Here is a 19,505-nt window from a genome sequence, read left to right on the forward strand (position 1 = left end):
GTCCCAGTGTGGCGGATCAGTCTCTCAACCCCGCTAAACATCATCGTCTTGGTAAGCCATTACCTTACCAACAAACTAATGTTCCGCACCCCGATCCTCTAGTGAAGCAAACGCTCCTTTTATATTAGTTTGATGCCAAACTAATAAGTATCCGGTATTAGCGATAATTTCTCATCGTTATCCCAATCTAGAGGGCACGTTAAGTACGTGTTACTCACCCATTCGCCGCTAAGTTCCGAAGAACTCCGCTCGACATGCATGTATTAGGCACACAGCCAGCGTTCATCCTGAGCCAGGATCAAACTCTCGAAAAAATTGACTGTCATGTTTATTGTATATATCTAGTTTTCAAAGAACTTCTATTGCTTGCTAACACTGAAAGTTTCCATTTCTTGGCTAGTTAGCAAAACTATTATACCACCACTTTTTTTAAATACAAAATATTTTTTTACTTTTTTTGTTTAAATTAGATCTAACGCACATATATTATATATGTTTGAAAAAATGCCTAAAAATTTACTAAATATTTTTAAAATTATCCTTGTTTTTCTTTTGATAGTTATCGGGATAATTGTTAGTTCTAAAAAAAATAATACAAACGCCTCTAAAAATATAGAGAAATTAATAATAACAAAAATTATAGACGGAGACACTGTAGAAGCAAAAATTAAAAGTAAAAAAATTAAAATAAGGTTGTATGGAATTGATACACCTGAAACACTTAAAAAAAATAATAAAAATAAGTTAGCTAAATATGAAAATTATTATGCTAATATCGCTAAAGAAATGTTAAGAGACAAAACCTCAAATCAAGATTATTTTTATTATAAGCACATTGATAATGACGAATATGGTAGAGATGTTGGACTAATTTACACACAAAAGTTTGATGAAAATATTTTTGCAAATACTTTAAATTCTTTTTTAATAGAAGAAGGATTAGCTAGAGTGGCATATATTCAAAACTCTAATTTTAAGCAAAAATATTATACGAAAAATAAATTTCAAAATGACTTTTATAACTATATCATAGGGTTAGAAGAAAAAAGCAAAGCACAAGAAAAAGGATTTTGAAGTTTGGAATTGGAGGAAGTGTTCTATAAATATAAAAAAATGGTATAATATATTTAAATAAATATATTAAGGAGTTTTGATGAAAGAAAATTTAAATAATAATTATGACGCTTCAAATATTAAACATCTTGAAGGTCTTGAACACGTAAGAAAACGTCCTGGAATGTACATCGGGAGCACATCTAAAAGCGGTCTTCATCATATGGTTTGAGAAATAGTTGACAACTCCGTAGATGAGGCTATGGCTGGGTTTGCTAATACAATTAACATTACAATCACTAAGAACGAAGAAATAATTGTGGAAGATAATGGCCGTGGTATACCGGTTGGTTTACATCCAAAATTTAACATCAGTGCACTCGAAGTTGTTTTAACAAAATTGAATGCGGGTGGTAAATTTGAATCTAATGCTTACAAAGTTAGTGGTGGTTTACATGGTGTTGGCGCCTCTGTAGTTAACGCTCTTAGCGATTACATGGAAGCTTGAGTTAAACGTGACGGAAAACTATATAACGCAAAATTTGCTAATGGTGGACAAATAACTCAATCTACAACTATTATTGGTGAAACAAAAGAAAACGAAACTGGTACAACAATAAAATTTCATCCTGATTACAAGGTTATGGAACAAATTAAGTTTGACAAAGAACTTATTATTGACCACGCTAAACAAATAGCTCACTTGAATAAAGGTTTATTTGTCTCTGTTACAGATCATCGTGATAACTCTTACAACGAATTCAAATATGATAATGGTATCGTTGATTACGTTAAAGAAATAAATGAAGGTTACAAACCAATTAACCAAGAAGTTATTTACGCCTCAGGAGAATACAAATATAATAACGACTTAAACGGAGAAGAAGTAATTATAGGAGTAGAAGTTGCAGCTCAATATTTAGAAGATATGTTTAGATCAAATATAATAACATATACAAACAATATTTCTACTCACGAAGGTGGCACTCACTTGTCTGGGTTCTACGATTCATTGATGAGATTAATAAATAATTATGCTATTGATAAAAATTTAATAAAAAGTGAAACTGATAAATTCACAAGAGACGATTTAATCGAAGGACTAACAGCAATTATTTCTATAAAACATCCAGATCCACAATTCGAAGGTCAAACAAAAGGAAAATTAGGTTCTAAAGACGCTCGTAGAGCGGTTAATGAAATATATTCAGAAGCACTTGAGAGATTTTTAAATGAAAACCCTGATATTTCTAAAAAAATTATTAACACTGCAATACTCGCTAGAAAAGGAAGATTAGCATCTAGCGCAGCAAGAGATAACGCAAGAAGAAAAAATGTTTTCGAAAGTGGTGGATTACCAGGTAAACTTTCCGATTGTACAAGTAAAAATGCGGAAATTAGTGAATTATATATAGTCGAAGGAAATTCTGCTGGTGGTTCAGCTAAAATGGGAAGAGATAGAAAAACTCAAGCTATTTTACCATTACGAGGAAAAATCTTGAACGTTGAAAAAACAAGACAAGAAAAAGTGTTTAACAACGAAGAAATAATGTCATTAATAACTGCATTAGGTACAGGGTTAGGAGATACTTTCAATATCAACAAATTGAGATATCACAAAATCGTAATAATGACCGACGCTGATGTTGATGGTGCGCACATTAGAACATTATTACTAACATTTTTCTTTAGATACTTTAAACCGTTAATTGAATATGGTTTTATTTATATAGCACAACCTCCTTTATATAAAATCCAACAAAACAAATTTGTCGAATACGCTTATAACGATGAACAAAAAAATGAAATAATGGAAAAATTAAATCCAAATTCTAAGATAACTATACAAAGATATAAAGGTCTTGGTGAAATGGATCCAGAACAATTATGAGAAACAACAATGAATCCAGAAAATAGAAAAATGCTTCAAGTTCAAATAGAGGACGCTTACAAGGCGGACAGAACATTTGAGATACTAATGGGAGAAAATGTTGCACCTCGTAAAGAATTCATAGAAAAAAATGCAAAATACGTAAAAAACATTGACTTATAATTATGAATAAAATACTAAATTGAGATCAATATTTTATGGCACTGACTAAATTAAGTGCCCTACGATCAAAAGATCCTAACACAAAAGTTGGCGCATGTATAATAAATAATAGAAAGAGAGTTATTGCTTTAGGTTATAATGGTATGCCTTCAGGCAATGATTTTGATTTCCCGTGAGCAAGAGATAAAAAATTAGAAAAAGACAATAAATATCCTTATGTTGTACATGCAGAAATTAATGCGATATTAAATTCAACAACACAATTAGAAAATGCGATATTATATACTTCTTTATTCCCTTGTTCAAATTGTTCGAAAACTATTGTTCAATCAGGAATAACAGAAATTGTTTACTTAGAAGATAAATATCACGATACTGATGATGCATGAATTTCAAGAAAAATTCTAAAAGATTCTAATATTAAAACCAGAAAACTTGAACCTCTAAATATTACGTTAGAATTATAAAAAAATACGAATTTGAGTAATTCGCATTTTTTAATAATCATTTTTTCTATTTATCTTGAACTGAAGTAACACCCGGTAATTCTAAACCTTGTAACAATTCAAGTGAAGCACCACCACCTGTTGAAACATGTGTAAATTTGTCTTCCATTCCCAATTTTTCAACGGCGGCAACCGAATCTCCACCACCAACTACTGTATATGCATCGGTAAGTTCAGAAATTGATTCACAAACAGCGTATGTACCTTTTTGGTAATTTTTGAATTCTGCTACTCCCATAGGTCCATTTCAAACAACTGTTTTAGCATTGTTTAAAGTACTTTTTACTAATTCAATTGATTTAGGTCCTAAATCTAGACCCATATACCCTTCTGAAATTTCTACATCTTGGAAAACGGGTTCAACATCTTTAAATTCTGTTGATGTAGCATGATCAATTGGTAAAATAACTTTTTCTGAATATTTTGATAAGAAGTCTCTAGCTAAATCTAAATAATCATCTTCCACCAAAGAAGTTCCTGTATTTAATCCTTGAGCTTTTAAGAAAGTGTAAGCCATAGCTCCACCAATTATCATTTTATCAGCAATTTTAGCTAAATTTTCTAAAACTTGAATTTTATCAGATACTTTAGCTCCACCAATTATTGCAACATATGGATGTTCAGGTTCACCAATAACTTTTTGAAGTGATGAAACTTCTTTTTCCATTAAATAACCTAATGATGATTCGGTGATATTAGAAGCTATCCCAACATTTGATGCATGTTTTCTATGAGCTGTCCCGAAAGCATCATTAACAAATACATCACCTAATGAAGCTCAATATTTACCTAATTCTTCATTATTTTTACTTTCAGCTTTATTATTCAAATCTTCATATCTTGTATTTTGAACTAATAAAACTTCACCTGGTTTCATATTTTCAATACTTTTTTCTAATATTTCACCTCTTGTTTTTGTTACAAAAATAACTTTTTGACCTAATTGTCTTGCTAACTCAATAGCAACTGGTTTTAAACTTTTAGATTCCAAATCTTCTTCAGTTTTAACTCTACCTAAGTGAGAAAATAAAATCGCTTTTCCACCTTCGGATACTATTTTTTGAATTGTAGGTAATGCTGCCTTAATTCTTTTTGTGGATGTGATAACACCATTTTTTAAAGGAACATTAAAGTCAACTCTAACTAAAACTTTTTTATTGTTTAAATCTAAATCATTTATAGTTTTTTTCATTTTTATCCTTTCGAACTACTAAATTAATTTGTTATTTAAATTATATAAAAAATAATACTTTTTTAAAAAATAAAATTATAAAAATTAAGATATTTATTTAGTTTTAAAAAAAGTAAATTTTTATTACAAAAAATATAATTTTAACATCTGCTCCCTTCTTCTACAACTCTTATAAATAATATTTATTTATAAAATATGATAAAATAATAATATATGTTTTATGACTATTTAACAATAAATTTTAAGGAGAAAAAATGAAATTAAGTATTGTTTCTCTTGTTGGTGATTTATTCAAAGATATAGAATGATTCTTAAAGGATCTAAAAGATCAAGATAATCAAGATTTTGAAATAATTTTATTCATTAATAAGAAACAAATCAACATATTAGAATCTCTAAAAGAATATTTTCTTTTATTTGGCTCAAGATTGAAGGTTGTTTTTAATAATAAAGTTGATAGCTATCAACTAAATTTGACTAGTGCATTTAAAATTGCGAGAGGGGACTTTCTAGTTGTCATCAATTCAGAGAACACGTTAAGAAAAAAATACGTTTCAAACATTATCAACGAAGCAGAAAAATATTCAGCAGATATATTAGAATTTAAACCTAGACTAATTGGTTCTATAAGATGAAAACCAAAAGCTAGATTAAAATTAATTAACAAAGTAGATATAAATAAAATGCAGAGTACTTACGCTTATACATTCCCTTTTATTTTTAATAAAGTTTATAAAAAAAATCTATATAAAAAGCTTGTTAAATATATGCCTTCTAATTTAAATGACACCAAGATGTGTGTTGAATTAAATTATATATTATTCTCCGAAGCAAAAACATATATGTATCTTGATTATAGAGTTTATAGAGAATTTATAAACTCTAATACTTGATTTAATTCAAGGCACGTTTTAGACTCATTCAACATTGTTGAAAATTACTTCAAGGAAAATAACCCCAAAATTTTAGAAGAAATTAATTACGCAAAAATATATACAATAAAATTATTGTTAACTGGTTTTTTAAATGAAACAACGTTTACATATAAAAGAATATATAAATACGAAAAGGAACAAATCCAAGAAAAAAGAAGTCTTACCTTTGTAAAAAGACATTATGAATTAATTGATAAACTAGAAAGTAATGCAATAAAAAATGATTTTTTTAAATCTAATATTTACTTAGCAAGTGACAATGATGAATCTAAGTTACTAAAAAAACCTTTATACAAAATTAAAAAAATGAAAATTTTGGACTTTTTAGAATAATATGAAAAAATATCAAAACTCTTTTTTTTACAAGAGGTTTTTTTCGGAAATAATAGATTTCATCCTGTTTTTGCTAGTTTCTATTTTTCTAGTTTGAGCTATCGGAATTTTTAATTATGCAAAAAATATACCTACAAACAAACTTGTTTGATCCGCTCTAATAGGAATATTTAATAATAGTATTTTTTTTATAATTATACCCTTAGTTTTGAAAGGTAAAAGTATCGGTAAATATTTATTAAAAATAAAAATAATTTCATCAAAAAATAATGAATTTGACTCTATTTCTATTATTAAAAGATCTACATTAAGTTTTTCTTTAATGTCTCTAATGTGAGTTTTAGTATTTTTGGTGGCTTACTACAATTCATATTATGTGGATGAAAAAAAGAGTAACCTAACTCTAGAAATAATTAATAAATTTTTTCAAATTTTTACATACGCCATAAGTATCTTTAAATTTATCGATTACTTATTTATAATTGTATATAAAAAGAAATTATCCGTAATAGATATTATAACAAAAACAAGAGTAGTTAATAAAGATGAAATTATTGTTGATGATATTGAGTTAATAAAATTAGTACCGTTTTACTCAAAAAGAAGAAATATTGTTTATGTTAATAACAAAGCAAATTTAAAAGATGAGGAGAAATAATATGACAATTAATACAAAAAAGATTGATTTACTGAGTGATTTGAACGAAAAGCAAAACCAAGCCGTAAAATACTTTGACAAACACCTAAGAATTATTGCTGGAGCAGGGACCGGTAAAACTAAAGTCTTAACACGTAAAATCGCCTACTTAATAAATATATTAGGGATACCTGCAAAAAATATATTAGGTGTTACTTTTACTAATAAAGCGGCTCAAGAAATGTCTATAAGAGTTGAAAAATATTGTAATAATTTAGAAACAAAACTAAATATTAAAACTTTTCACTCTTTTTGTGCAACTATTTTAAGAAATGAAATTCATAACTTGGGATATCGTAATAGTTTTACAATAGTGGATGAGCCGGATAAAATTCAAATTTTGAGTGCAATTTATAAGAAATTAGGAATAACTAGTTCCGAAATTAGTTATAAATCAGCAATACACTATATTTCGACTCAAAAAAATAATACAACCGATTATAATCAGTTTTATAATATAAAAAATATGGATCAAATTGAAGATAAAATATATTTTGAATATATAAACGAATTAGCTAGAAATGGTGCTTTAGATTTTGATGACCTAATCATTAAAACAAACATTTTATTTCACACTAGACCAGATATAGTAGAAAAATATAAAAAACTATATTCATATATTCTTGTAGATGAGTTTCAAGATACTTCAAAATTACAATATAGAATTATAAAAAGTTTAATCGGAAAAAATACACACTTAACTATTGTTGGTGACCCAGACCAAACTATTTATAATTGACGTGGTGCGGACGTTAATTTAATATTAGATTTCGAAAAAGATTTTAAAGAAACATTTACGGTTGTTTTAGATAAAAATTATCGTTCCACACAAAAAATACTCGACGCTGCAAATAAACTTATAAAAATGAATAAAAAAAGGTACAACAAAGACTTAGTTACCGAAAACGGAGTGGGTGCTGACATTGAATTTATGCATAGTTTTAGTGAAGAAGGTGAAGCAAAATGAGTAGTAAATAAAATCAATCAGTTAAAAAAGCAAAAAAACCAATTAAAATCTATTGTAATACTATATAGAGCAAATTATTATTCAAGAGCCTTCGAGCAAGCTTTAATTGATGAAAATATACCTCACAAAATAATAAACGGGGTCAAATTTTATCAAAGATCGGAAATTAAAGATGCAATCGCTTTTTTAAGATTGTTACATAATAATGATGAACTATCTTTTTACCGTATAGTTAATGTACCAACAAAAGGAATTGGGCATAAGGCAATAGAAACAATTAAAGAATTTGTCGCAAAAAAAGGTAACTTAAACACATTTGAAACAATTACAAATAAAAGTAATTGATCTGAATTTAAAAGAGAACACCCCAATCTTGCTGTAAAATTATTTAAATTTTTACAAATAACAATACGATATAAAAAGGAGTTAAGAAAGTTAGAAATAACAAAACACTCAATTTCTAAAATACTTGATTTTTATTTAATGGAATTAGATTACTATCATTTTATCGAGAAAGACACTAGCCTAAGAGGAACAGCAATTGAAAACGTTAAAGAACTAATCGCTTCGATCAAAACTTGAGAAGAAAAAAATAAAGAAAAAAAATTAGCCGATTATTTAAATTATATTAATTTATTATCTGTTACAGATGATTACGAGGGAAACACTAATTATGTAACACTTATGACTATTCACTCCGCAAAAGGTCTAGAATATGATAACGTTTTTTTAGTAGGTTTATCGCGTGGTGTATTCCCTTCATATAGAATAATAGAAAAAATTGATTCTGACCCTGAAACTTTCGAAGAAGAAAGAAGGTTGGCATACGTCGGAATAACAAGAGCTAGAAACAACTTATTTTTAAGTTCATCGCGTGGGAAAATATTTGGGACAGACCTTTCTAAAGAACCCTCTAGATTTATAACTGAAATGGGTATAAATGTTGATAATTATACAAATATGAACGATGATCACGGGTTGGACTTAGATTATTCTCCTGATGAGATTTCTTTAATAAATTCTAAAATGATAATTGGAGATATAATTTCTCATACAATTTTTGGAGAAGGTGAAGTTGTAGATTTCGGCTCAGGTAATGAAGTTTTAGTAAGATTTAGAGACGGAAAAGAAAGAACATTAAATAAAAGACATCATTCAATTAGGATCATAAGTATCAAGGAATAGAATGAACTATTTAGTAATATTAATTTACATTTCAATTATTCTATTAATATTTTTAATATCATCGTATTTAGTTTTTAAGTTTATATATTTTTACAAACGAACTTCATCTGGTGTTGTAATTTTTAAAATTGATAATATTAACAAAAGAGTAATTAGAAATAATAAAAAATATAACTTCCTCTCAACATATTTAGATTCAAATAGTTTTAACTTTAACAAATACAACTATATATCTATTAATGAATTTTTAAATTTTTTTAATAAAGATAGTTCAAATAAAATAAAAGAGATAATAAATAAGAATTTACAAAATTACGAGAGTAAAATAGATGTTTTTTGAAATAAGGATTTCAACATTAAATTAAGACTTTTTGAAAAAATTATAAATAAATTTAATAAAAAATTATTAAAAAATAAACCAATGAAAATGGTTATAAAAACAATTGACGGGAATAATTATTATTGCTCTCTTAAATGAGGTGTAGAATATAAAGATAAAATAAACAATTTAAACAACATAACCTTAAACAACCAAACTAATAATGATTTTTTAAAAAATAAAAAAAATATCATTATAGGATTACTTTTAAAAAATTTTTATTTTTTAAATAAAAATAATGATAATACTGATTTTTTAAATGATTTATTTGGGTTAAATGATCAAATTGTTAATTTGTTCAAGAGCGATGATTATATTTACTTAATACTTAAATATACATCTAAAAATCAATATAATAATTTTTTAAATAAAATAAACGAAATAAATAATTCAACTACATTATCAAGAATATATAAAAGAGCGACAATTATACAATACCCTAAAATAAATAATTATGAACAAGATTATATAAATGATTTAGTGAAATATTCTCTATACAATATAGACTATGATTCTAAAAATTCTTCAAAATATTACTTTAATAACACCGATGATAATATACGCAAAGAAATTGAATTATTCAATGAGGAATACTATAGATATAAACAAATAATAACAGATAATAAAGACCCTAAAAAATGAGTTAATATAAAAAATATAGTAAATTACATTTCAAAGAATAAAACACAATTTAAAATAATTGAACCAAACTACGATAGATTGAAAGTACTTTTCCGTTTTTACTATTTATTTGATAAAAGCGAGTATTTATCTCATTTGAAGGAATTAAATTGATTTAATTATTTTTCAAAAAACTCAGAAAACTTAGGGACAACTCAATTAATTTTTAAAATGTCTCAAGCTAATTATTTGTTTATAAAAGAAGAGGAATTTAAATCTAAAAATATAATCCCAATGATTTATGATTTAGGAGTAATGTACGATATTAATTTACTAGAAAGCAAAATATTATCTAATTATAATAACGAAATATTGACATTCTTTTATATAGAAGACATAAATAGAAATATATCCTTTTTGCTCGAAAAATTTAAAATTAAAGCAATCATTATATCTAAATTAATATCTTCAAAACTTTATAATTCTAATATTTTTTTGAACTGTTTAAATCTTTCTACGCAATTAAATAAAAATAAAAAAGTTGTAATATATGAAAGTCCACCTGAAAATTTAGAGCAAGAATTTATCAATAAAATTAAAATTAATTATAATTATTAAAAAATAAACAACACATTTATTTTAAAAACATGTTGTTTATTTTTTTATTTATCGTTTTCTTCTACTATTGTAGCTGTTTCTTCATCGTTAGAATTATTATTTGTTGCGTTTTGTTGTGCGGCATAATTAGCAAAATCACGCATCATATTTTCAACTTGATCTAATTTTTCTTTTAAAGCAGAAATGTCTTTTTTATCAATAAGTTCTTGTAATTCTTTAATTAATTTTTCACTTTCTTCTTTTGATTTAGGATCTAATTTATCACCTTGCTCTGCGTTCGCTTTCTTAATTTGATCAATTAAACTTTCGGCTCTAACAATTGTTTCAACTTCTTCTTTTTTCTTAGCATCTGCTTCTTTATTTGCTTCTGCTTCTTTAACCATTCTTTCAATTTCTTCTTCTGTTAGTTTAGTAGAATTTGAAATTGTAATTTTTGCATCTTTATTATTTTTTAAATCTTTTGCAGTTACTGTTGTAATACCATTAACATCAATTGAAAATGTAACTTCAATTTGTGGAACACCTCTTGGAGCGGGTTCAATTCCACCTAAATTAAATGAACCAAGTGTTTTATTATCTGCCGCCATTTGTCTTTCACCTTGTACAACTCTAATTGTAACTTCTGTTTGATTGTCAGCTGCTGTTGAAAAAATTTGACTTTTTGTTGCTGGAATTGTAGTATTTCTAGCAATTAAAGGAGTAGATACCCCTCCCATTGTTTCGATACCTAATGTTAAAGGTGTAACATCTAATAATAAAATATCATCAATATCTCCCGCTAAAACAGCACCTTGAATAGCAGCACCAATTGAAACTACTTCATCAGGATTTATAGAACGATTTGGTTCTTTATTTAATGTACGTTTAACCATATCTTGAACTGCCGGCATACGTGTTGAACCACCAACAAGTAAAACTTCATGTAAATCCGCTGATGTTATACCTGCTTCTTTTAATGCATCTTCAATTGGTTTTCTTGTTCTATCTAATAAATGAGATGTCATTTCTTCAAATTCATTTCTTTTTAGTTCTAGTTCAACGTTAAGGGGTCCATTTTCAGTCATAGCTAAAAAAGGTAAATTAATTGTAGCTACCAATTGATTAGATAAATCTATTTTAGCTTTTTCTGCTGTTTCTTTCAGCCTAGCTTTAGCCATTTTATCCTTTTCAACATCATAACCGTGTTCTGATTTTATTTTTCCAATCATTCATTTTACAATTTCATTATCTCAATCGTCACCACCTAGATGATTATCACCGCTAGTTGAAAGTACTTCAAATGTTCCATCTTCCAACTCTAAAACAGAAACATCGAATGTACCACCACCAAGATCGTAAACTAAGACTTTCATTGATTTATTTGTTTTTTCTAAACCAAACGCTAATGCCGCAGCAGTAGGTTCATTGATGATTCTTAATACTTCTAAACCTGCTATTTTACCTGCTATTTTAGTAGCCTCACGTTGTGAATTATCAAAGTATGCAGGAACTGTAATAACCGCTTTTTTAACTTTTTGACCTAATTTTGCTTCAGCATAGTCTTTCATGTATGATAAAATCATTGCTGATATTTCTTCTGGTTTATATTCTTTTCCGTTTGCACTTACTGTTTTTCCTGTACCAATTAATCTTTTAATAGAAACTATAGTGTTTGGATTTGTTTCAACTTGTCTTTTCGCAACATCACCAACAACTATATCACCATTTTTAAAACTTACTACTGAAGGTGTTGTTCTTTTACCGTTTGGATTTTCAAGTACGACAGGATTTTTACCTTCAATTATGGAAACAACAGAGTTTGTTGTTCCTAAATCTATCCCTAATATTATTTCTTTTGCCATTTTAATTCTCTCCTAATTATTAGTTAATTATTTATGTCTTAAATTATTTATTATCTACATGGCTTCTTTTTTTAACGAAGTCATAATTTAATTATAACATATTTTTAGCAGCCAAAGCATTTAATTGCTAATTTTTTTACTTATTACAACTGAGGCAGGGGTAATTACTCTTCCGGAAAGCTTAATACCATATCTAACTACTTTAGTTATCTGATTATCTTTATCTATTTGATTATATGTTTGAACTACATCTACAACTTGTTGTGTATTAGGATCAAATTCAGTATTTAAAGTAGGTATAATCAATTCAGCATTATTAGATTCTAAAACATCAATTATTTGTTTAATTACAATATTAAAACCTATTGCGTAATTTCTTAACTGATCGTTTTCTGAGTTTTCAGCAACCTTTTGAGCCATTACAAAATTATTAAAAGGATTTATAAAATCTTCTAAAAACCCTTGTAAAGCAAATGATTTTATCTCATCTTTTTCTTTTTTTGCTTTTTCGAATAAAATTTCTTTTTCTTTAGCTATTTTTTCCTCTACTGCTTGAGATAATTGCTTTGCTTTTTCTACAAAAACAACTTCATTTGCTTTTAGTTTGTTTTCTAATTCTAGCACCCTCTTCTCTAACTCTAAATTTCTTTCTTCTACCTTTTTTAGTTTTGATATTTCTAAATTGCGGGCGTCATAATTTATTAATTTAATATTTTTTAAATAAATTTTAACCTCATTACCAGAAATAATTTTATTTTCAAAATTTTCAGGAACATTAATAGATAATTCTAATTCTTTTTTTATAGGTAATCCAATAATAAATTTATCTACTTCTAAGCCTTCAATATATTCGTTCTTACCCAATGTAATTTGTTTTTTTATTTTAAAATCCGGAAGAGACTCTCCGTTTAAAAGTATTTCAAAATCAGCTTCAATTATATTTCAATCCCTAAAATGGTAATGTCTATGTTTATTATTATTCTTAAAATTCATTTATTTCTCCCTTTTTTCCTTTTCTACAAAAATTTCTAAAGCATTAAGTGCTGTACGCATTTTATTATAATCTGACGTGCTTGAAGCTACCACTGATATTTCAGTAGTTGTATCATTATTTATAATACGTTTAGACATAAAAGAACCTGTATCATCAACTGATATTTTTATTTTTTCATTTTCATCAAAATGTGACTCTATTTTTTCTCAAATAGAATAATTTTCAATTAATTCAATCATTTTATTCAAGTTATTTCTATTAATTTTTTGACTTAAAATAATATTATTTTTACCATATATTTTATTTTCTTTATATTTTCTAATTTCACCATTAAAAACTTGTCTAACAAAAGAATCTATTATACTTTGATAATTCTTAATTGATTCGGATAAAATATCTTTTAGTAAAAAAACTCTTTGTGCAAGCTCAGTTACCAAAACGTCTATTAATCTCTCTTTGAAAATTTTTAAAGCTATCTTTATATCATTTAAATTATTATTTCTATCTATAGTTATAACTTTATAATATACCTGACCTGTAGAAACAACCATAACAATTGTAGCTCTTTTTTCATCTAGAACTGTCATATCAATGCTTTTTAAAGTTTCGTTATTGTTATAGTTAGTCTTAACTAAAGTTAATCCCGTCATTTCTGAAATTATATTAGCTGCTTGATCAACGGTGTTATCAATATCAACTTCTTTTTGTTTAAATATTTTTTCTAATTTATTTATCATTTCTTTTTCAAATGATTGACTTAAGTATATTGCATAATAATTTAAACCTAGCAAAGTAGGAGTTCTACCACTAGAACAATTTGCTTTTTGTAAATATCCTATTTCTTCAAGTTTATTCATTAAATATCTAACTTTAGCTGAAGAAAAGCTAATATCATTAAACCTATCCATGAGGGCTTGGCTACTAACAGGTTCGCCTTCCTCAATAAATAATTTAACTGTATACTTTAATATTGGTTCTAATTTATTATCTAATTTTTGATTCATACTTTATAATTTTATCAAATTTTTAGCAGCCTAAAAGTTTTTTTGCTAAATTAAAAATAACCCTAATAATAAGAGTTATTTAATACCCAAATTTAGATAATGTTTTTTCATCATCATTCCACTTCTTAGCAACTTTTACCTTTAAATATAAAGAAACAGGGACTCCAAATTGATGAGACATTTTTACTCTTGAACTTTTACTTATTTCCTTGATTTTAGATGCATTCTTTCCTATTAACATCCCTTTTTGAGATTCTTTTTTTACATACATTATCGCTTCAATAATAATGTTATTTTCTAATTCTTGAAAAATTTCGACAGACACAGCAATAGAGTGTGGCAATTCATCGTATAATCTTTCTATTGCTGATTCTCTTATGATTTCTTTTGCTAAAAAACGCATGCTTTTATCAGTAATAGAATCAGGATCATATTGTAATTCACCTTCGTTAGAGTATTCTTTAATAATATCAATTAAGGAAACTATTGAAGAGTCGTTATATATGTCTGTTGATACAATTTTATCAAATCCAAATTCGCCCAATTCACGGATTTTTTTTGTTAATTTTTCAGGATTTTTTTTAATTTTATCTATTTTAGATATAACCGCTATTTTATTTTTAATATTTTCTATTTTAGATAATATTAATTTATCTCCAGGGCCAATTTCTTCATCAGAAGGAGACAAAAATAACAAAAGATCAATTCCTTCTATAGAGTCAAAAGCATTTTTATTTAATACTTCACCTAGCTTATTTTTTGGTTTATGTATGCCAGGAGTATCCGTAAATATAATTTGATGTGTTTCGTCGGTATAAACTCCAGTGATCTGATCTCTTGTTGTTTGTGCTACATTAGTTACAATTGCAACATTGTACCCTAAAATTGCATTTAGCAAACTACTTTTACCTACATTAGGTCTACCAACTATACTAGCAAAACATATTTTCATTACTTAATATTCTCCATAAAAATTGGATAAGGCACAAGTTCTGCAACAGTGTTCACTCTCGTTTGAGTTCCATCATTTGAATATTGGTAAACCAAGCCATTTTGCGGCATAAATTCAGTCATAACTTGACGACAACCTGCGCATGGGGTTATTATTTCATTTTTTCTAGAAATGATATGTATTTCTTTAAATTTACCGACATGTCCGCCATATGCCACAGAGCCAAATAATGCACTCCTTTCTGCACAAAGACCAGAAGGATATGCAGCATTCTCTACATTAACACCTCAATATTCTTTTCCGTCAAAATCAACAGCAATAGCAGCCACCTGAAAATTAGAATATGGAGCATATGCTTTTGACAATAAATTTCTTAATTTTTCAATCATTTTAATCCTCTCTTTTTATTTTTAATGGTTCAAAAATTTCATCAACAATTTTGTTCATAACAACTCTTTCTTCTTCTAATTCATGATCATAACCGTATAAATGAACTAATCCATGAGTAAATAAATAACAATACTCTCTTTTAATACTATGATTAAATTCCTTTGCTTGTTTTTTCATTTTATCTCAACTAATTATTAATTCACCCAAATGAATAAATGGCATCTTTTCATAAAATTCTAAATTTCCAAAGTCAAATGATAAAATATCAGTTACATAATCCTTATTTCTATATTCTTTATTTAACTTACGAATTTTAGGTTTGGAAACAAATGTTACATCCAATATTATCTTTTTATTTGGATCTATTTTAAAAAAGTTTCCAAAATTATTAATTATTTGGATCATTTCATCCTTAAATAACTCAACATTTTTCACTTCTTTTTTTATGTTTAATGAAATATCATAATTATTTTTCATATTCATATTTATATTATATATTATTTAGTGATAAGGGTTATTTTTTTAAAAAAATACTAACCAAATTGTCATAAATTATTTGACTTAAGGTTTCTGTTTTTAACTCTAATAATGAATTTAAAAATAAATTATTTTTATCTATTAAATATTTTTTTAATTCGTCATTTATTATTTCTATTTTATTATTACTAATACCTGAAATTATAATCGGATATTCGATGTTATTATTTTCATCAAAAACTACTAAATTATATTTTTCATAAATTAATTCATTGGGTTGTATATTTTTTAGTTCTAAATTATTATCATTAAAATATATTATTACACTTTTATAGCTTTTTACCTTATAAAAAAGACCAAAATATATTAAAAAAGATAACAAAACCAATAATACAATTAAAAAAAATATTTCTAATTTATAAAAATTTAGTAATTTCTTCAATTTTAATTATCCTTGCATTATCAAAAATATATTTAGAATTATGGCTGATTTCAAGTGTTAATTTATTATTTAATAATTTAGTTAATTTTTCTTTCAAAAAAATGAAAACATCTTCGCTTATCGCTTCAAAAGCTTCATCAAAAATAAATACATCATAATCATATAATAACAACTTCAAAAACTTGACTAATTGTATTTGTTCACTCGATAATTTCTTTACCATAACATCTTCTCTTATATGCATATTAAGAGCTTTAAACGCTTCATAAATTTGAAATTTATTTAAAATATTAGTAAAATTTTCCCAATCATCTATTAACAAATATTCTTTTAAAGTAGAATTAGGTATATTTTTGTTATCTCCAATATAACAAATTCTTTGTTTTATAAAATCATTATCATATAAATTGACCAAATTATTATTAATAAAAATTTCACCATTAGTAATATTATACTTACCCATTAACAAAGATGACAGTGTTGTTTTCCCGCTACCGTTATTACCTTTTAATATATTATTACCTTCTAAAGTTAATCTCGGAATATTAACTGAATATTTTTCTTGGCTTTTATTATATTTATAAGAAACATATGATAATTTTATTTGCTTTATTTGTCCAATATTATCAAAATTTAAAGTTTTAGTTTTACGTTTATTTTTTTTAAAAATATTTAATATATTTTTGTTTAATTTGAAGTTTTGAGTCTCTTTTATAATAGGTTCTATTTGTTTGATCGGTGATAAGAACATTTTTGTTCCCGTTAAGAAAAATAATAATTGATATAAATTTATTTTATTATTTCAAATTTGTAGAGATCCGAAAAATAGAATCAAAATGGGAATTATGATGTCAATAAATTTATTAATACTATCAAAATAACTTTCACTAACTATAAAAGACTTAAAACTGCAATTATGACTTTGAAAATTTTTTATCATTTTATTTTTAAATTTTTCTTCTTCTAACAAAAGAAAGTTAGTCTTTAATATTTTAATATAATTATCTAAAGATCTATCTAAAGATATTGATTCAGAAATTAAAAAATTAGTTGATTTTCGATATCATAAGTAATATAAAAAAGTAAATGTTCCTATCAAGGCTCCTATAATAATCATAATCAAAGTCAACAAATAACTAGTTATTAAAATTAGTGTAAGCGAAATCAAAAAAGAAAGTAGAATATATAAAACTCTTGGTATAAATGTCATCTTATATGCTTCAATTTGGTATATATTATTTATTCTCTGTTTAATTTCTATTTCGTTTAAATTATTAATTAAATTAATATTTTCTTTAGAAAATGTTTCTAGTATATTTAAGAATTCTTTTTCAAAATTCTTTAAAACAATGATTTTAGTCGTTTTATTTATTATAAGGCTTATCAATAATGAAAATGAAGTAAAAGTAACAAAAATAATTATTAAATAATAAAATTCATTTATTTGCCTAGTTGGAACTAATGATTGTAATATATATTTAGTAACAAAAGGATAAATTAAATTTAAAATCAACTCTAAAAGAAGTGAAAAAAATAGAAAATAAGAATATTTATTTATGTTAAATATTTTTTTGGGTTCCTTATATTTTTCTAAGGGAGATATTTTTTTATTGAATTTAACAATTATATTTAAAAATATATTTTTAAAATCTATGATTTTTGAATTTATAACTTTTCCAGAGCCGGGATCATAATATTTGACATAATCATTTTCTATATCTTCAATAAAAACTATATGTTGAAATTCTTCATTTCTAACAATTGCCCCAAAAGGATATTCACTTTTTTCTAATTGTCTTAGTTCACTAATTTTACAATAGTAAGAAGTTAAGCTATATCCATATGAACTAATTGTATCTTTTAAATTGGTTAAACTTATTCCAGTATCATCATACATTACGTTAATTTTTAATTCATTAATGTCATAATCTTCGTTATGATATTTTTTAGCGTAATATTTAAATACATATAACGAACAATCTCTATAATCGTATTGCTTTTCCATACTTAATAAGGAAATTAAAAATAAAAAAGAACTATAAATGTAAAAATAGTTCCTTTTTTCATTATTATTTACCTAATGTTAATAATTTTACAAAACTTTCAACCTCTAATGAAGCTCCACCAACTAAAAATCCGTCTATATCTTTTTGAGATGATAGTTCATTTATGTTATTAGGATTAACACTTCCACCATATTGAACTTTTAAATCATTTGATGTGATTGAGTGGATATATGCACATACATCTTGTGCAATTTCTGGTGTTGCAACTTTACCTGTTCCAATCGCTCAAATTGGTTCATAAGCAACAACTACTTTAGTATAATCTAAGTCTGCAACTGATTTCTCAATTTGATTTTTAACAACTTCTTTAGTTAAACCTTTTTCGTATTCTTCAAGAGTTTCCCCTACACAAATAATTGGTGTCATACCAGCTTCAATTGTAGCTTTTGCTTTAGCATAAATCTCTTCATTTGTTTCATGATAATATGTACGTCTTTCTGAGTGACCTAAAATTACATAATCAACATTTAAGTCATTTAGCATTGATGTTGAGACTTCACCTGTGTATGCCCCTTTTGGTTTATCACTAACGTTTTGAGCTGCTAATTTTAAGTCTGTTACTTTATTTAATCTAAATGCTGATAAGTTAACAGATGGTACTCCTACACCAAATTTAACGTTTTTATAAATTAAATCTTTTTTTGATTGGTATTCTTTTGAAAAATCACTAATAAATTTTTCTGTTTCAGAGAAATTTTTATTCATTTTTCAGTTACCGATTATTATTAATTCTTTCATTTATACCTCTTATTTTTTTATTTTAATAATTATAAAATATTTTCTTTTATTTTATTGAAAAA

General features: G+C 25.7%; 17 protein-coding genes and 1 rRNA gene. 7 read left to right on the plus strand and 11 right to left on the minus strand.

Features of this window, described 5'->3' with window-relative positions; all coding sequences use genetic code 4:
• Positions 1 to 314, minus strand: a 16S ribosomal RNA gene (locus tag JXZ93_RS02395); the annotation flags it as partial.
• Positions 315 to 492: 178 nt separating this feature from the next.
• Here JXZ93_RS02395 and JXZ93_RS02400 point away from each other — a divergent pair.
• The 3 genes from JXZ93_RS02400 to JXZ93_RS02410 are packed head-to-tail and all read left to right on the plus strand — an operon-like array spanning position 493 to position 3,573.
• The gene (locus tag JXZ93_RS02400; protein ID WP_205852627.1) at positions 493 to 1,122 is read left to right on the plus strand and encodes a thermonuclease family protein; all 630 of its coding nucleotides are present in this window, start codon (positions 493 to 495) and stop codon (positions 1,120 to 1,122) included.
• Positions 1,123 to 1,153: 31 nt separating this feature from the next.
• Positions 1,154 to 3,106 carry a DNA topoisomerase (ATP-hydrolyzing) subunit B gene (gene gyrB, locus JXZ93_RS02405; protein WP_205852628.1) on the plus strand — a complete coding sequence of 651 codons (1,953 nt, stop codon included), beginning with the start codon at positions 1,154 to 1,156 and terminating at the stop codon, positions 3,104 to 3,106.
• A 2-nt stretch (positions 3,107 to 3,108) separates the two neighbouring features.
• Positions 3,109 to 3,573, plus strand: coding sequence for a cytidine/deoxycytidylate deaminase family protein (locus JXZ93_RS02410; protein WP_205852092.1), 465 nt, complete (start codon positions 3,109 to 3,111; stop codon positions 3,571 to 3,573).
• 46 nt (positions 3,574 to 3,619) lie between these two features.
• Here JXZ93_RS02410 and JXZ93_RS02415 read toward each other — a convergent pair whose 3' ends face one another.
• Positions 3,620 to 4,804, minus strand: a complete 1,185-nt coding sequence (locus JXZ93_RS02415) for a phosphoglycerate kinase (RefSeq protein ID WP_205852629.1) — start codon at positions 4,802 to 4,804, stop codon at positions 3,620 to 3,622.
• 254 nt (positions 4,805 to 5,058) lie between these two features.
• On the opposite strand from JXZ93_RS02415, the gene JXZ93_RS02420 reads away from it, so the two are divergent.
• From JXZ93_RS02420 to JXZ93_RS02435, 4 genes are all read left to right on the plus strand, one after another.
• On the plus strand, positions 5,059 to 6,072 hold the full coding sequence (locus JXZ93_RS02420) for a glycosyltransferase (RefSeq protein ID WP_205852090.1): 1,014 nt from the start codon (positions 5,059 to 5,061) through the stop codon (positions 6,070 to 6,072).
• A 208-nt stretch (positions 6,073 to 6,280) separates the two neighbouring features.
• A complete protein-coding gene (locus JXZ93_RS02425) occupies positions 6,281 to 6,730 on the plus strand; it encodes a hypothetical protein (protein WP_374962847.1) in 450 nt (149 codons plus the stop codon).
• 1 nt (position 6,731) lies between these two features.
• Positions 6,732 to 8,921 carry an ATP-dependent helicase gene (locus JXZ93_RS02430; protein WP_205852631.1) on the plus strand — a complete coding sequence of 730 codons (2,190 nt, stop codon included), beginning with the start codon at positions 6,732 to 6,734 and terminating at the stop codon, positions 8,919 to 8,921.
• Between the two features lies 1 nt (position 8,922).
• Positions 8,923 to 10,539 (plus strand): MHO_4530 family protein, encoded by a 1,617-nt coding sequence (locus JXZ93_RS02435; protein ID WP_205852632.1) that lies wholly within the window; start codon positions 8,923 to 8,925, stop codon positions 10,537 to 10,539.
• Positions 10,540 to 10,583: 44 nt separating this feature from the next.
• Here the strand turns inward: JXZ93_RS02435 and dnaK are convergent, their stop codons facing one another.
• The 9 genes from dnaK to tpiA form a co-directional block, all read right to left on the minus strand.
• Positions 10,584 to 12,380: a molecular chaperone DnaK gene (gene dnaK, locus JXZ93_RS02440; protein WP_205852633.1), complete on the minus strand. Its 1,797-nt coding sequence runs from the start codon at positions 12,378 to 12,380 to the stop codon at positions 10,584 to 10,586.
• A gap of 120 nt (positions 12,381 to 12,500) precedes the next feature.
• Complete coding sequence (gene grpE / locus JXZ93_RS02445) at positions 12,501 to 13,373, minus strand: nucleotide exchange factor GrpE (protein ID WP_205852634.1); 873 nt, start codon at positions 13,371 to 13,373, stop codon at positions 12,501 to 12,503.
• Entirely contained in the window at positions 13,374 to 14,378 is a 1,005-nt protein-coding gene (locus JXZ93_RS04245) for a heat-inducible transcriptional repressor HrcA (protein WP_205852084.1), read from the minus strand. It abuts the gene before it with no gap.
• Positions 14,379 to 14,457: 79 nt separating this feature from the next.
• Positions 14,458 to 15,330, minus strand: coding sequence for a GTPase Era (gene era, locus JXZ93_RS02455; protein ID WP_205852083.1), 873 nt, complete (start codon positions 15,328 to 15,330; stop codon positions 14,458 to 14,460).
• Complete coding sequence (gene cdd / locus JXZ93_RS02460; protein WP_205852635.1) at positions 15,330 to 15,719, minus strand: cytidine deaminase; 390 nt, start codon at positions 15,717 to 15,719, stop codon at positions 15,330 to 15,332. The genes era and cdd overlap by 1 nt, the downstream gene beginning before the upstream one ends.
• 1 nt (position 15,720) lies before the next feature.
• The gene (gene ybeY / locus JXZ93_RS02465) at positions 15,721 to 16,203 is read right to left on the minus strand and encodes an rRNA maturation RNase YbeY (protein WP_374962852.1); all 483 of its coding nucleotides are present in this window, start codon (positions 16,201 to 16,203) and stop codon (positions 15,721 to 15,723) included.
• A gap of 31 nt (positions 16,204 to 16,234) precedes the next feature.
• Positions 16,235 to 16,639 (minus strand): MAG1140 family protein, encoded by a 405-nt coding sequence (locus JXZ93_RS02470; RefSeq protein WP_205852636.1) that lies wholly within the window; start codon positions 16,637 to 16,639, stop codon positions 16,235 to 16,237.
• Complete coding sequence (locus JXZ93_RS04250) at positions 16,614 to 18,644, minus strand: Mbov_0121 family peptidase domain-containing ABC transporter (RefSeq protein WP_205852637.1); 2,031 nt, start codon at positions 18,642 to 18,644, stop codon at positions 16,614 to 16,616. Before JXZ93_RS04250 ends, JXZ93_RS02470 begins: the two co-directional genes overlap by 26 nt.
• Positions 18,645 to 18,708: 64 nt before the next feature.
• Positions 18,709 to 19,443, minus strand: a complete 735-nt coding sequence (gene tpiA / locus JXZ93_RS02480; RefSeq protein ID WP_205852638.1) for a triose-phosphate isomerase — start codon at positions 19,441 to 19,443, stop codon at positions 18,709 to 18,711.
• Between the last annotated feature and the right edge of the window lie 62 nt (positions 19,444 to 19,505).

This window comes from Mycoplasma sp. CSL10166, from assembly GCF_017116885.1.
GTDB lineage: Bacteria > Bacillota_I > Bacilli_A > Mycoplasmatales > Metamycoplasmataceae > Mycoplasmopsis.